Source organism: Ureaplasma urealyticum serovar 8 str. ATCC 27618, from assembly GCF_000169535.1.
Lineage (GTDB): Bacteria > Bacillota_I > Bacilli_A > Mycoplasmatales > Mycoplasmoidaceae > Ureaplasma > Ureaplasma urealyticum.
The window spans coordinates 728,601-745,203 of record NZ_AAYN02000002.1; the positions used below are offsets into that span (position 1 = coordinate 728,601).

Sequence of the window (16,603 nt, forward strand, 5' to 3'; positions counted from 1 at the left end):
TTATATTTTTTATTTATTCAATAGTTTATTAATTAATGTTGCATAATCATTTATTCAACCATTAAAAATATTATTAGCTTCATCTCATACACCACTTTCATCAATCTTAATATCTAAAATTTTAATGGTGTCAAGTGCAGATAAACTACCACCTGATTTAAAAAATGCAAAAAACTTTTCTTTAGCATTAGGAGTATTATTAAAAATTCTTTCAGCATTAATTAATCCACAAATTTGACCCACAACATATTTGTATACATAAAAATTTCCAGCATAAAAATGGGGAACATTAATAGCAATTAAAGCATTTGCTTCATCATGTTTGCTAATTTTATTTTTATTAAATTTATAACCAGTATATTCTTGGTTTATTGTTAAATAAGTTAAAGCTATTTTATTTCAACTAAATTCTTGTCCTTCATTAACTCATTGGTTAGCTATTCATTCAAAATTTGAAAAAATAGCTTGACGTGTTGTTGTCGCAATGAAGCCATTTATCATTTCATCTAAAATATAAAGACGAATTAAATTATTCTCTTTATATTTTTGTAGTAAATAATAATTCATTAAAACTTCATTAGAAATTGAAGCAATTTCAGCATAAAAAGTTTTGTACTCATTGTATACTTCTTGTGCTTGATTTGCAAAATAAGTATGAACTGAATGTCCTAGTTCATGAACTAAGGTTAAAACAGAATTATAAGTTTCATCATAATTCATTAAAATAAAAAATTTATCTAACCCTTTAGTATCCCCGATTGAATAAGCACCAGAAATTTTATTTTTAGTTGGCAATCATGAAATTCATCGTTCATCAAACGCTTTTTTAACAACATTTAAATACTCATCACCCAACAATGCCAACGCTTCTAGGCTTAGTTGTTTTGCTTCTTCAATAGAAAACTTGTTCTTTTTATTAATTAAATCTAAATTTTTATCTCATGGTTCAAGTTTTTTTAATTTATATTGTTGTTTTAAAAAAAGTGCACGATAGTGAGCATACTTTTTAATTCCTTTAGCAAATTTTTTGGTCTGCGTATAAACATGCTCAATAAAATCCTTGCTAACTTCATCACTAAAAGCATCAGCTTCTATATAATCTTTAAAATGATGAATTTTTGCTAATTCATTTTGTTTAGCATATTCATAATATAATGTTTTAGTAAAAGTATTTCTTAAATCATATATTGCTTTAAAATGGGATTCATAAGCTGATTTTCGTAAAACACGATCTTTTGCTTTTAAAGCAACATAAATATCAACTTGGTTTTTAAAACAAACTTTTTGATTTTTATGGTTTAATCCATCTTGATATTTCATATCAGAATCTAATAATGTATCAAAAATGTCTCCAAATCCACCACTAAAACGACCAACACTTGTTAAAATCTTTTGTTGTTCTTCATTTAAAGTATGATTTTCAAAACGTCATAGTTCATCATATTCTAATTGATACTTAGTTAATCGTGGATCTTTTAAATATATATTAATTAAATCTTTATTTTTAATAACAATATTATCAAAATTAACAAACGCTTTTGCTACACGATAGTGTTCGTGCTCAAGTTTTTGTGATCAACTAATCATTTCATCATCAATTAAATTTTCTTGAAGTTTATTAGAAACATAATTATTAATGCGATTGTTAATTATTAAATTCTTTTCTGATACTTCATGAAAATGAATAAAATCATTCAAACTATTTATCCAACTATTAAATGCTAATATTACCTCATTATTTGAATTAACAAATTCATTAAATAAAGTATTTAGACTTTGATTATTAAGTAACGAATCTAAATCCCAATCATATTTTTTATTATCAATATTATTCATGTAAAATAAAATTTCCTTTATGAATTTATACAAAAAATGACCAAGTCTAATACACTTAGTCATTTTTTAATTTTTAATTATTGCAAACTATTAAAATTAGTTGCTTGTTTTAATTACGCTACCATGACCTACAGTTTTACCACCTTCACGGATTGAGAACTTAGATCCATCTTCAATCGCAACTGGGGCAATTAATTCTACAGTCATTTCAACGTCATCACCAGGCATTACTAAGTCAACACCAGCTGGTAATGAAATAGCACCTGTTACGTCTGTTGTTCTAAAGTAGAATTGTGGACGGTATCCTGAAACGATAGGTGTGTGACGTCCACCTTCTTCTTTTTTAAGAATATAAACTTTAGCAGTAAATGTACGGTGAGGTTTAATTGAACCTGGTTTTACAAGTACTTGTCCACGTTCAACGTCTTCTTTTTTAATACCACGTAATAAAATACCAGCATTATCTCCAGCTTCAGCTTGATCTAATGATTTTCTAAACATTTCAATTCCTGTAACAACAGTTTTTTGAGTGTCTTTTAAACCAACGATTTCAACTTCATCATTAACTTTTAATGTACCACGTTCAACACGTCCAGTTACAACTGTACCACGTCCTGAAATTGTAAATACGTCTTCAATTGCTAATAAGAATGGTTTGTCAGTACTACGTTCTGGTAATGGAATTCATGAGTCAACTGCATCCATTAATTCATCAATTTTAGCTTCTCATACTGGGTCGCCCTCTAAAGCTTTAAGACCTGAACCACGGATAACTGGCGTGTTATCGCCATCAAATCCATATTTAGTTAATAATTCACGAACTTCCATTTCAACAAGATCTTGCATATCTGGATCTGTCATGAAATCACATTTATTTAAGAATACAACGATTTTTGGAACACCAACTTGACGCGCTAATAGGATGTGTTCTTTAGTTTGAGCCATAACCCCATCAGATGCAGCAATAACTAAGATTGCACCATCCATTTGTGCTGCACCTGTAATCATATTCTTAACGTAGTCGGCGTGTCCTGGGCAGTCAACGTGTGCATAGTGACGAGTTTTTGTTTCATATTCAACGTGAGAAGCGTTAATTGTAATACCACGTTCTCTTTCTTCTGGTGTTTTATCAACATCAGCATATGATTGTGCAATAGCTTGTCCTTTTTTAGCAAGTACTGTACTAATTGCAGCTGTTAAAGTAGTTTTACCATGGTCAACGTGGCCAATAGTACCAATGTTAACGTGAGGTTTTGTTCTTTCAAATTTAGCTTTAGCCATTTTAATTCTCCTTGAAAATTAATTTATTTTTCTAAATAATTTTTGAATACATAATAAAGGTATTATACCTTAAAATTATAACATTTTAACTTTTTAGATTATTAATTAAATTCTTTATTTTTAATTGTCAAAATAATTATTTTTTTGCACGTGCTGCCATTACTTCTTCAGTAACAGATTTAGGTGCTTGTGCATAGTGACTGAATTGCATAATATATTGACCACGTCCTTGTGTATTTGAACGTAAATCTGTTGCATATCCAAACATTTCTGATAATGGAACTTTAGCTTTAATTGCTTGTGCATTACCACGTTGTTCTTGTCCTTCAATTACACCACGACGTTTTGAGATATCTCCCATAACAGTTCCAAAATAATCATCTGGTGTTGTTACGTCAACTGACATAATTGGTTCTAATAAAACTGGTTTACATACTTTTGCAGCTTCTTTAAAAGCAAGAGATGCAGCAATTTTATAAGCCATTCCAGATGAGTCAACATCATGGTATGAACCATCAAAGATTGTTGCTTTAACATCAATTGTTTGATAACCAGCAATTGGTCCTGATGTTAATGCTTCAATTAATCCGTTTTCAACTTCTTTAATATATTCTTTTGGCACTTTACCACCAACAATGTTGTCAACGAATTCAAATCCTTTATCGTGGTTAGGTTCAAATTTAATTCAAACGTGTCCATATTGACCACGACCACCGGATTGTTTAATATATTTACCTTCAGCATCAGCAATTTCAGTAAATGTTTCACGATAACTAACTTGTGGAGCACCTACATTAACTTGAACATTGAATTCACGACGCATACGATCAACTAGTACGTCTAAGTGTAATTCACCCATTCCAGCAATAATAGTTTGACCAGTTTCTTCATTTGTATATGTTCTAAAAGTTGGGTCTTCTTCAGCTAGTTTAGATAAAGCAAGACTCATTTTTTCTTGGTCAGCTTTTGTTTTTGGTTCAACAGATAAAGAAATAACAGGTTCTGCAAACACCATTTGTTCTAAGATAACTGGTTTTTTCTCATCACAAATTGTATCTCCAGTTGTAGTATCTTTTAATCCAATTACAGCACAAATATCACCAGCACTAATTGAATCAATTTCATCACGATTGTTTGAATGCATCTTTACAAGACGCGAAATTCTTTCTTTTTTATCTTTTGTTGCATTATAAACGTAAGTACCTTTGTCAAGTTTACCACTATATACACGAATGTATGTTAAACGACCAACAAAAGGATCGGTTGCTACTTTAAAAGCAAGAGCTGCAAATGGTTCACTTGGATCATTGTGGTATTCAATTGGATTACCATGATCATCAACACCTTTAATTGGTGGAACATCAATTGGTGAAGGTAAGAAATCAACAACTGCGTCCAATAATTTTTTAACACCTTTATTTTTAAAGGCTGTACCACATAATACTGGATATAATTCAGTTGAAATTACACCCTTACGAATACATTTTTTGATATCTTCATGACTTAATTCTTCACCAGATAAGTATTTTTCCATTACTTCATCATCAAAGATAGCTACATCATCAATCATTTGTGAACGCATCACTTGTGCTTTTGTTACATAATCAGCTGGGATATCTTCAATTTTATATTCTTCATCAGCTTGACCATCATAAATGTAAGCTTTCATTTCAATTAAATCAATACTTCCAACAAAATCAGCTTCTGCACCAATTGGAATTTGAATAGCTGTTGCTTTAACACCTAAACGATTTTTCATTGTTTCAATTGAGTAGTAGAAGTCAGCACCTGTTTTATCCATTTTATTAACAAACACAATTCTTGGAACATTATACTTAGTTGCTTGTCTTCAAACTGTTTCAGTCTGTGGTTCAACCCCATTTTGGCCATCTAAAACAGCAACAGCCCCATCTAAAACACGTAATGAACGTTCAACTTCAACAGTGAAATCAACGTGCCCTGGTGTATCAATCAAGTTTAAACTATGACCTTTTCATTTAGCATAAGTTGCAGCAGATGTAATTGTAATTCCACGTTCTTTTTCTTGTGCCATTCAATCCATTGTCGCTGCACCATCATGAGTTTCCCCAATCTTATGGTTCTTTCCTGTATGGTATAAGATCCGTTCAGAAGTTGTTGTTTTACCAGCATCAATGTGTGCCATGATTCCAAAGTTACGAAATAATTTTAATTCTTTAGACATATATTAACAATTTCCTTAAACAAATTTTATCAACGTAAGTGTGCAAAGGCTTTATTTGCTTCTGCCATTTTATGAGTATCTTCTTTTTTCTTAATTGCTGCTCCTACGTTGTTTGAAGCATCAATAATTTCGTGTGCTAATTTTTCAATCATTGTATGTTCGTGTCTTAAACGTGCATATAATGTGATTCATCTTAATCCTAAAGTTTGACGACGTTCTGGTGTTACTTCAGTTGGTACTTGGAAGTTTGAACCACCAACACGTCTTACTTTAAGTTCAATAATTGGCATTACGTTATCAATCGCTTTATTGAAAACTTCTAAAGCTGGTTTGCCAGTTTTTTGTTCAACAATTTCAAAAGCTGAATAAATAATAGATTGTGCTAATCCTTTTTTACCATCATACATAATGGCATTGATTAGTTTAGTTACAAGACGAGAGTTGTAAACTGGATCAGCTAAAACTTGTCTTTTTTGTGGTTTTAATTTTCTCATTTTATTTTCGATCTCCTAACTAAAATTAAATTATTTAGATGCTTCTTTCTTAGGACGTTTAGCACCATATAATGAACGTTGTTGACGACGTTTTTCAACACCTGATGCATCACCAGCACCACGAACGATATGATAACGAACCCCTGGTAAGTCTTTAACTCTTCCCCCACGAATAACTACAACACTGTGTTCTTGTAAGTTGTGTCCTTCTCCTGGAATGTAAGCTAAAACTTCAAAACCATTACTTAAACGAACTTTAGCATATTTACGTAAAGCTGAGTTAGGTTTTTTAGGTGTCATTGTACCAACTCTGGTACATACACCTGATTTTAAAGGTGATGGATTTTTTGTTGTTTTTTTATGTAATGAGTTGTATGTAAATAAAAGAGCAGGTGATTTAGTTTTTTTCACTTTTGGCGCTCGTTTATTACGAATTAATTGCGCAATTGTAGGCATGTAAATTTCCTTTCATTTTAACTTAATATTTATAGACAACGACTCCGTGCGTATCAAAACACTAAAATTGCGATTGATAAAACACGTTAAGAATTATAAACGAAAATGATTTAAAAGTAAATAAAAAAGAGCAAAAGTTTGTGCTTTTAACTCTTTTTGTAATCCAAACTAAAAAACTTTAAATTATTTATTTTGATTTTTTGGCTCTCAATATAATTGTTTTACGTATTCTCTTAATGCTTTAACTTGATCTTCTTTACTTAATCCAAAATAGCCTTTAGCAATTCCTGATTCGAAACCACCATAAGATGAATTACCACCAATCATTACATATGATTCTGATCATGTTTCATCTGATTTAACAATTTTACCACTAGTAGCATCTTTTTTGTATTTAATACCTTTAGTATTTTTTGTATCAAAGTTACCAAATAATTTACCATATTCTTTTAATAAAGCAACACGTTCAGCGTTTGTTTTACCTTTTGAAGCATTATCATTAAAGTCATCAAAGTTATCACCAACACGCATTACAGTTTTTAAAACAACTGCATTGCCACTTCCAAACGCACTTAAATCATAACCTTGAGTACGTTCATTCATAGTATTCATACGATCTTCTTTAGTAGATTTTACACGTTTTCCTTTAGCATCTTTTTTAACGTTATCTCATGGTTTATCACTTGCAAAATCTATTCCTTGCATTCAGAAAACTCATTTTGGTAATAATGCACGATCTAATCCTTCAGATACTAAATTCTCAACTGTTGGTTCAATATGTGATGATTGTTCACGGTTTGAGTTAAACATAACAACTCCACCATGTTCTCAAACATATTTAATAAATTCAAATGCACCTGCTAATCGTTTTGAAGCTTTATCAGCAACAAATAAATCTCAATCTCTTGGACTATAAGCTTTGTTATTTAATAATTGATAATTTTGGTTAGCATAATTATTCAAAATTGTTTCATCAATATCCATAAATACTACTGGAATAGCTTTACCACTATCTGGATTTGAAACTGTTACTTTTGTGATGTTACCACTAGCATCTTTTTCTACTTTTACTTTGTTTGTATCAAAAGCGTCTTGTTTAACCATAGCGTCAAATTGGTGTTTTGCACTATTGTATGCAGTTAATAACATACCATCTTTTTCTGCACTTAATGTATTTCAAACATTAGCTAATCAACGTTGATTATAAATGATTGATTCAACACTATTGTATGGTTTTGATTCATCTTTTTGATTAGTATTATTATCAATTTTTGAACCATCATTTAATTCAACACTACTTACATTTAATGTTGTTACATAAACAGCACCAATTTTTAAATTAGCATTATCAGGTTTAACAACTACACGATCATCTGCTTTTGGTTCACGTGGTAATTTTACATAAACTTTATCTTCTTTTAAAATACCAGTAGATGCTGTAAATTCAGCTTTACCATCTTTATCAATAACAGAAGCTGTAAATTTAAGACTTTCTAATGATTTCTTTTCATTTGCATCTAATTTAGATCAATTTGTAATTTCATAGATTGCGTAAATACCACTTTGAGTTTTAGCAAAAGTTGTGCTTACACGAGATTCAATACTAGAATTAGTACATGCAGTAGCAGCTGCAACAACACTTGCTCCTACTAATATAGAACTTAATGATATTGCTCAAAATTTCTTACTTTTTAATAATTTCATAAAACTCCTTAAAACAAAAAACATCACTTTTTAATTTTTAACACCAAAATTATAGTATGAAATTATTGTTTAAAGATGAATTAAAGGTTAAAATTATTAATATCAAAAGTTATTTGATTTTTTAATAAATTTATTAACTCAAGCAATATATATTGTTATATAATTTATATTTGTATATACAAATATAACATATTTTTATTATTATAAATCTTATTGTACGTCTTAATCTTACATTAAATAAAGCAATCAACAAAATTTAAGAGATTATATGCATTTTTTCATTTGTTATGGGTAAAGATCTTCTTTATCACTTAATTTTAAACTTGCGAAAGCTTCCTTAAACACATCTTCATTAATATAAATTTTATTAGATCTTGATTTTCCATTTATTTCTGTGAATTCATTATAAAGTTTTGTTGTTTCTTCCTCATTCAATACTTTGTATATTTAAAATATTTAAATACCAGATACGTTTTTATGTGATAGTTTTTCATCTTTTAATAATTGCGAATACACATGTTCAATTATTAAATTTGTTTTTTGATTCTAAGTATTAATCAATAAATAAAAATCTATATCATTATTTTTATTTACGTATCATTAAAAAAGCTAAATTCATATCACTAACTTTTTCATCAAACATTTTGTTACAAAAAAATCTACTCCAGTCTTACACTAAAAGTAGATTACACTAATTGTTTTTATTTAATTGTTAATATTCCCAAATTATTAGCATTCATTTTACATTTAAATGTTTTTCAGTTATTACTATTTAAATCTTCGCTATATTCAAATCCTTTAAATTTGAATATACGTTCTGGACCCTTTCAAACAGCTATATTTTTAGACTTTTCAAAATCTACACTATAGCCATTATTATTTTTATTAAAAAAATCTAGTTTAATAGGAGTGGTATATAAATACTCATACTTATTGGTTTTAGAATCATAATATTCAAAAACAGCCCTTAGGTACTTATCGTGATATCTGTGATCTATTCTTAAACTTAAATAATATTTTTTACTATCTTGATCAGTTTTTATTACATATTGATCATGTATACTAGAACCTTCGTTACTACCAAAAAACGAACTTTGCGATTCAATTTCATAACTTGAAAATCCCGAGTTGTATTGACCATCTAAACTAACTCTTTCGTTATTGTTTTCATCAAACAAATTATCACTTGTAGGATTAGAAACATAAATATTTTTTATACGATAGTGGTTTTTTATTATTATATTATTTAATATTCCTTCTATATAATATTGATTTTTTTCCTCGTCTTTAATCAAACTTAAATTAGAAGCTACTAATTCATCATCAGTTGATGTGCCATCATTTCTGTGAAAAACAACTTTAAATTTAGCATTAATGTTTTTAAATCCATTCTTACATCAATTAGTTGAATAAACATAATATTTAAAATGCGCTTGATTTTTTACTGAATCATATCAAGGACGTATTCATCATCTATCATCACCTTCTAATTTATAAAAATCTTTTTTTACATCAAATGAGTATTTTGCTTTTGATCCGCATTGATAAATAATTTTATTTGTTTTATTCGCATATGATAACTCATCTAATAATTCAATTTTTTCAATATAATACTTACGGTTACCTAGAAGATCTTTTGTTTGAATATTTTCAATTGTTGTTTCATCTCCATTTTCACTAGTACGTGATAATTTACCAGTGTATTCGATTTTGCGTTTATCACTATCATATTGTGATTTAAATGAAATACGTACCCGTTTATTATTTTCAAAAGCCTTATCATCTGATTTTATTTTAATACTAAAATTTTTTAAATAATAGTTTGATACTTGTTCATCAGTTGGTGGAACTCAATCAATTCATGTTTTTGATGGTTGAACAATAAATGTATTTACTAAATTATCTTTCATATTCAAATCAGTATAAACTAAGGGGTTCTTAGCGTCCTGAACTTTAATTTTTTTAAAAGTATATTTTCGATTAGGAACATTTGCTGACAAAACAATATCATCATAAGTTGTCTTGTTTTGCTCTAATTTAAAAATTGATGATTCAACTTCTTTTATTGTTCCACGATAATTGTATTCATAAATTAATTTAGCATTACGATTATTATAATCACTATTAACGTTTAAAATTTTTGCTGTAATTAATTGGTCAGCTTTTTTATCATTATCATTTCACGCAATCGAATTATTTGCTACTTGTAGTTCATTTAGTACAATGTTTCTTTGTTTATTAATAACTCGATCTTGTAATGGAATTTCATCAATATTTGCAATTTTTTGATCATTTATTGCTATTTTTGTTAATGTGTATTTATGATTTGGCGCAAAAGTTGTATCATCACTTGTGATAAAATTAGCCTTACTATTTGAATCAACAAACGCTTCAATTGTTTTTAGATTATGATCTTTATTATCTACTTTAAAAGTTAATTTAACTTTTTTTGTTAATTAAATTAGGATTTGAAAAACTAATTTCATAATCGTTGTTTTTCTTAATTTTAGCAACAACGGTTGGCTTCTTGAATGAAGTATAATTATCTCCACTTAACTGTTTTTCATTGATTAAATCTTTATTTCCTTGATCATTTTGTTTTAAAATAACTTTTTTAAGTGTATATGTTTTAGGTTTTGTAGAATCTCCACTTGATAAATTCTTTGTTTTAATAACCACTTTACCGTCTTGACCAACATTTGTATCTATTTCATATTCATTACCATCTTGATCAACAACAACTGTTTTTACATTACCATTTTTTTGAGCTTTTTGTCTTAAGTCTTTATTTAAATCTTCTGCTAATTTAGTATGAATTTTAAATTACCATCCTTATCGTATTCTCAACTTGGATGACTAATTTTATGATCTTCTTCAACAAAATTTTTATGATTTTTTTCTTTATTTTTTAAACATAATACAATAGCTGTAATAATTCCAATTCAAGCAATATTAGCAAAAATTAAGCTAATAATCATTCTATTTCTTCTTTTTTGACGTTTTAAACTCGAATCCATAAAATGTTTTCCTTATATACCATCTTGTTCGATATTTTATAAGAATTTATTAAATATAAATTAAAAGTAATTTACATGATTATTTTAACACTTGATTTACTTTTGTGTAAATTTAATCATACTGACATGATTATATACAAATGTTATTTATATAAAAATATATAAATATAATAAAAAACGACCCAAAAAAAGGGTCGTTTTGTTTATATTAGTATTTTAAAGATCTAAATAATTTTTTAAAAAATCTAAAATATCTTCGACTTTAACTTTTAATTCTTGATAAAAATCACGATTTTGATCTTTAGTAAAATCATATAAATCAATATAAACTTTAAATTTAGGTTCTGTTCCTGATAATCTAAATTTAATTGTTGAATATTCATCTAATTTTCATTCAAGATAAGAACCTTGTTCATGAAAAATAATGTTTTGAATAGTATATTGTGTAATTGTTTTAAACTCAAAATTTTTTAAATTATTTAAAATAGCAAGTGCTTTTTGTTTTCAATTTTCACCATCAATTACAAATTGTGCAGTTTTACTATATCAATTGCCATATTTTGCAAAAATTTCTTTTTTTAGAACAGTGAATAAATCAAGATTTTGTTCATGATAGTAATTAACCATTTCTAATAAAATAGACGCTGCTTGATATGAGTCTTTATCATTATTAATATCAGATGACAATGAACCAATTGCTTCTTCAAAACCTACAACTAAGTCGTGTGTTTTTTTACGATTAGCAACTAAATTACCATGATTTTTAAAACCAACATCAACATATAAAACATCACAATTAAAATCTTTGGCAAATAATTCTGGATAACGTGTTGAAATAAATGTTGAAATAATATATGGTGGTTTAGTGAATTTTTTATGATGTAATAAATAATGAGCAATTAATACACCTGTTTGATTGCCAGTTAAAAATTTTCAATAATTTTGATGACGCACAGCAATAGCCATTCGATCACCATCTGGATCTGATGCAATCATAACATCAGCATTGGCATTATCAGCGTATTCAATACTTAAATCAAATGAACGTTGTTCTTCTGGGTTAGAACTTGGATCATCACTAAAATTAGGATCTTCAAAGTTTTGTTCTTTAACACTAACCATGTCATAACCAAGTGATTCTAAAAAAGGAATCATGTCATTTGTTGTTGTTCCATGATGACCACTAAAAACAACTTTAAATGGTTTTTTAGTATTTAGGTTAGTATGAATTAATTGAGCTTTAACTGCATCAAAATAAGTTTGAAGATGTTGTTGTGTTAAAAATTTAATACTATCTTGCTTTGGTTCAAAACTAAAATTTAGTGCTTCAATATATGATGGCATTAATGACTCAATAGTATTAGTATCATCAACTAATGGTTGAGCACCATTCGCATTATAAACTTTAAAACCATTATAGTTTTTAGGATTATGTGAAGCTGTAATCATGATTCCAGCACTCGCTTGTAGTTCATTTACTAAAAACGAAGTGATTGGCGTTGATAACATGCCATAGTCTTCATTTACATAAACAGTATAATCAAAACTACTAAAAATTTCAGCAATTAACTTTAAATTTTCACGTGATCCAAAGCGGTTATCACGACCAATAACAATAATTTTATTAGGACTTTTTTTTGTTTCTAAATATTTAATAAATCCTAATGCTAATTGAGTGTAAGTTATCACATTTAAATAACGAGCTCCTTCTTGATAGATACAGCGTACCCCCGAAGTCCCAAATTTAAAACGATAATTCTCATCAAAAATATGATCAATTTCTTCTTGTGTTTTATTTTTATACTCTTCTTTAATTGTTTGAGAAATTTTTGGTGAATTTAATCAACAATTAAAAAGTTTGTTTGTATTTTCCATAATTTTTATCTCCCTTCTTATTGTAAATAATTATAGAGATACATTTGGATCTCATCCAAATGGTAATAATTGTTCGACACTATACTCCTTATAAGTTCCATCGTTATTAAAAACAACAACTTTTGCATCTTTTTTTAAAAACTCAGAAACTACTTGACGACATGCGCCACAAGGACTGCCAATATCGCCATTATTTTTTGTGATTACATAAACTGTTTTAAATACTTTTGCCCCATTTGTAATTGCATTAAAAATCGCATTTCTTTCAGCACAAGAAGTTAATCCTAATGATCCATTTTCCACATTCACACCAGGAATAAGTCCGATATCAGTATCAACATAAGCTGCTACTGGATAGTTTGAATAAGGACTATAACTTTTCTTTAATAGTTCTATTAATCCTTTATAAATATCATTATATTTCATATTTTTAATAACTCCAAATATTATAAGCATTTAACACTATATTATAACATTTTGAAAAAAGGTTAAACCTTTAATAAAAAGCAAAAATAAGAAAAAACCATCAAGAATGATGGTTTTCATTTTATTTTTAATGGCAAGGGTAACAGGACTCGAACCCGCAACACGCAGATTTGGAGTCTGCTGTTCTACCAATTGAACTATACCCTTTTTTATTAAATTTTATTTATAAGCTAATCTTGTTAAAACTAAAGCTTGACCATCTTTTACTACAACTGTATCTTCAATTCTTACGCCACCAACATTTGGAATGTAAATCCCTGGTTCAACAGTAACAACAGCATTTAATGGTAATTTATTAGGGTTACCAGCATTAGTATTTGGTAATTCATGAACTTCTAATCCAACACCATGTCCTGTTCCATGTGTGAAATAGCCGTTAAATTTAGAATTATCAATAATATCACGACATAACTTATCAACTTCTTGACCAGTTACTTTTGTGCTTACTAAATCAATTCCAGCTGTTTGCGATTCAAGTACTTTATCATAAATTTCTTGCATTTGGGGATTTGCTTTATTACCAACAATGAAAGATCTTGTAATATCAGAACAATAACCTTTGTAAGTGCAACCAATGTCAACTGTTACCATATCACCATCTTCAATTACACGATTGCCTGGATGGTGGTGTGGTGAACCTCCATTTGGTCCTGAGGCAATAATCGGATCAAATGAATTTAGTTCGCCACCTAATTCTAACATGTGTTTTGAAACTAGCATTGCAACTTCAAGTTCTGTTCGACCAATAATATCTTGTTCTCGAATTCAATTACATGTTAAAGCAGCAATATCAGCGGCTTTTTGTAAATATTCAAGTTCTTTTTCTGTTTTAATAGCACGTAATGCAGCCGATGTAAAAAGAGTAGTTTTTCTAACTAATTTTTGTAACATTTCATGTACGTTTAATGTTACATAATCTGCTTCTACTAGTGCATTAGTAATATTTAATTCAACCATTGCATCTTTTAAAAGATCAAAAGTTGATTTTTGTGGTGTACGAGCTAATAAAATTACCTTAGCATTTTTTACAGCTTCAGATGCTGCTGTATAATAACGAGCATCAACTAGATAAATTGCTTTACCATCTTTGTTAATAAATACAAAACCATCACTTGAAGCAAACTCTAAAAATCAATAACGGTTATAAGGGCAAAATAAAATCATGCCATCTACGCCTTGTGCTTCATGTTCTTTAATTGTTTTTAAAACTTGTTGTAACTTAAAATCACTCATAATCTAATACCTATTTCTTCTTAATTTCAACGTGAGTTGTTACTTTACGACATTTAGGACAAAATTTGTTTAAAGAAAGTTTGTCTGGATTATTTTTTGCATTTTTTGTAGTAATGTAGTTAATACTCTTACTCTCATTGCATTGCAATCGAACGCCTCGTTTAATCGCCATTATATATTCACCTCTTCGAACAATAATCTATTAATTATATTAAAAATAACATTATTTAATTTATTTTTTTGATCTGATGTCGTTTTCTAACACCTTTATAAAATCATCCACAGAAACTGTTGTTGTTTCTTCACTACCATAACGACGATAAGTTACCATTTTATCGTTTTTAATTTCTTCATCTCCAACAACAATTTGATATGGAATTTTTTGAATTTGTGCCTCACGAATTTTCTTTGATAAACGTTCATTACGTAAATCTAAACTACTACGTACTAAGTGTTTTCGTAATTTTGCATTTAATTCTTTTGCATAATCAGCATGTAAATTTTCATTAACAGGAATAATAACTACTTGAACAGGTGATAATCAAAGTGGTAAAACACCTTTAGTTTGTTCTAATAAGATCGCTAATAAACGTTCATAAGTACCTATGATTCCAATATGAATCATTACTGGTGTGCTTTGTTCATTGTTTTCATTAATATAACTTAAATTAAAACGATTTGGTAATAAAAAGTCTAATTGAATAGTTGAAACTGTAATGATTCGATTTAAAACTGTTTTAACTTGGAAATCAATTTTTGGCCCATAAAATGCTGCTTCGCCGACCATTTCTTTGTAAGGAATTTTATGATCTTTTAACATTTTACGTAATGTATTTTGTGAATGTTCTCACATTTGAGGATCATCATAGTATTTTTCTTTATCATTTGGATCATTTAAAGATAAATGAATTTCAAATGTTTTAATACCTAATCCTTCTTGTGCTTCTTGAATCATTTTAAAAGCATTAATTACTTCATGTTCAATCTGATCAGGACGACAGAATACATGGCAATCTTCTAAAATCATTTCACGCACTCGTTCAAAACCAGTTAATCCACCAGATGATTCATAACGATGTAAAATTGAATGTTCACTTAAACGAATTGGTAAACTACGATATGAACGTAGTTCATTAGAATAAACTAATGTATGATGGGGACATGTCATTGGACGAAGTATTAATACTTCATTATCAATTTGAACTGGTGAAAAAATATTGTCTTTATAATGATCTCAATGACCACTTGTTTTATATAAATCAATACTTCCTAATATTGGCGTAATAACAGTGTCAAAATTAAATTGAAATTCAACTTCATTAATAAATTTTTGAACTTGACTTTTAATAATTGTTCCATTTGGTAATCAGATTGGTAAACCTTGACCAGCTAAATTATTAAAAGTAAATAAATTTAAATCTTTACCAATTTTACGATGATCACGTTCTTTACGTTCTTGTAAATCAACTAAATAAGCATCTAATTGGGCTTGGTCATTAAAAGCAACACCATAAATACGAATTAGTTGATCATTATTTGCATCGCCTCGTCAATATGAACCAGCAATATTTAATAACTTAATTGCTTTAATTTCTTTTGTATTTTCAACATGAGGACCTTTACACAAATCAAATCATTTACCTGAATGATAAATTGAAAGTGGTTTATTCTTATTTTCTTCAATAATGTCTAATTTGTATTTGTTATTTTTAAATAAATCTTTTGCTTGTTCATAGCTAACTTGTTCATAGTCAAAAGTTAATGCTTGAGCAGCAATTTTTTTCATTTCTTTTTCAATTTTCAATAAATCGATAGGGGTGATTGAGGTATTTGGATCATTTAAATTAAAATCATAATAAAAGCCCTCATCAATAGCTGGACCAATTGCAAGACTTAAGTTAGGATAAAATTTTGTTAGTGCCATTGCTAAAACATGCGCAGCACTATGATTTAGTTTTGGATCAAACTTATACATAAATACCTCGATAAAATATTTTTAAATAATTATTTTCTTTCAT

At 28.3% G+C, this 16,603-nt stretch carries 11 protein-coding genes, 1 tRNA gene and 1 pseudogene; all 13 read right to left on the bottom strand.

What is annotated here, in order from left to right:
* Positions 1–9: 9 nt before the first annotated feature.
* Positions 10–1,836 carry an oligoendopeptidase F gene (gene pepF, locus UUR8_RS03015; protein ID WP_004025902.1) on the bottom strand — a complete coding sequence of 609 codons (1,827 nt, stop codon included), beginning with the start codon at positions 1,834–1,836 and terminating at the stop codon, positions 10–12.
* Positions 1,837–1,932: 96 nt separating this feature from the next.
* Entirely contained in the window at positions 1,933–3,117 is a 1,185-nt protein-coding gene (gene tuf / locus UUR8_RS03020) for an elongation factor Tu (protein WP_004025523.1), read from the bottom strand.
* 136 nt (positions 3,118–3,253) lie between these two features.
* Positions 3,254–5,320, bottom strand: coding sequence for an elongation factor G (gene fusA / locus UUR8_RS03025; protein ID WP_004025638.1), 2,067 nt, complete (start codon positions 5,318–5,320; stop codon positions 3,254–3,256).
* 26 nt (positions 5,321–5,346) lie between these two features.
* Positions 5,347–5,814, bottom strand: a complete 468-nt coding sequence (rpsG, locus tag UUR8_RS03030) for a 30S ribosomal protein S7 (RefSeq protein WP_004026103.1) — start codon at positions 5,812–5,814, stop codon at positions 5,347–5,349.
* 30 nt (positions 5,815–5,844) lie between these two features.
* Positions 5,845–6,270 carry a 30S ribosomal protein S12 gene (rpsL, locus tag UUR8_RS03035; RefSeq protein ID WP_004026220.1) on the bottom strand — a complete coding sequence of 142 codons (426 nt, stop codon included), beginning with the start codon at positions 6,268–6,270 and terminating at the stop codon, positions 5,845–5,847.
* Between the two features lie 183 nt (positions 6,271–6,453).
* Positions 6,454–7,974: a 5'-nucleotidase, lipoprotein e(P4) family gene (locus UUR8_RS03040; protein WP_004026224.1), complete on the bottom strand. Its 1,521-nt coding sequence runs from the start codon at positions 7,972–7,974 to the stop codon at positions 6,454–6,456.
* A 701-nt stretch (positions 7,975–8,675) separates the two neighbouring features.
* Positions 8,676–10,862, bottom strand: a pseudogene (locus UUR8_RS03920) (DUF1410 domain-containing protein); the annotation flags it as partial.
* 345 nt (positions 10,863–11,207) lie between these two features.
* On the bottom strand, positions 11,208–12,866 hold the full coding sequence (locus UUR8_RS03065; protein ID WP_004025712.1) for a phospho-sugar mutase: 1,659 nt from the start codon (positions 12,864–12,866) through the stop codon (positions 11,208–11,210).
* A gap of 30 nt (positions 12,867–12,896) precedes the next feature.
* A complete protein-coding gene (gene cdd, locus UUR8_RS03070) occupies positions 12,897–13,292 on the bottom strand; it encodes a cytidine deaminase (protein ID WP_004025572.1) in 396 nt (131 codons plus the stop codon).
* A 131-nt stretch (positions 13,293–13,423) separates the two neighbouring features.
* Positions 13,424–13,499: transfer RNA gene (locus UUR8_RS03075), tRNA-Trp, on the bottom strand.
* Between the two features lie 12 nt (positions 13,500–13,511).
* Entirely contained in the window at positions 13,512–14,585 is a 1,074-nt protein-coding gene (locus UUR8_RS03080; RefSeq protein WP_004025608.1) for an aminopeptidase P family protein, read from the bottom strand.
* Positions 14,586–14,595: 10 nt separating this feature from the next.
* Entirely contained in the window at positions 14,596–14,757 is a 162-nt protein-coding gene (rpmG, locus tag UUR8_RS03085) for a 50S ribosomal protein L33 (protein WP_004025771.1), read from the bottom strand.
* A 60-nt stretch (positions 14,758–14,817) separates the two neighbouring features.
* Complete coding sequence (thrS, locus tag UUR8_RS03090) at positions 14,818–16,560, bottom strand: threonine--tRNA ligase (RefSeq protein ID WP_004025855.1); 1,743 nt, start codon at positions 16,558–16,560, stop codon at positions 14,818–14,820.
* Between the last annotated feature and the right edge of the window lie 43 nt (positions 16,561–16,603).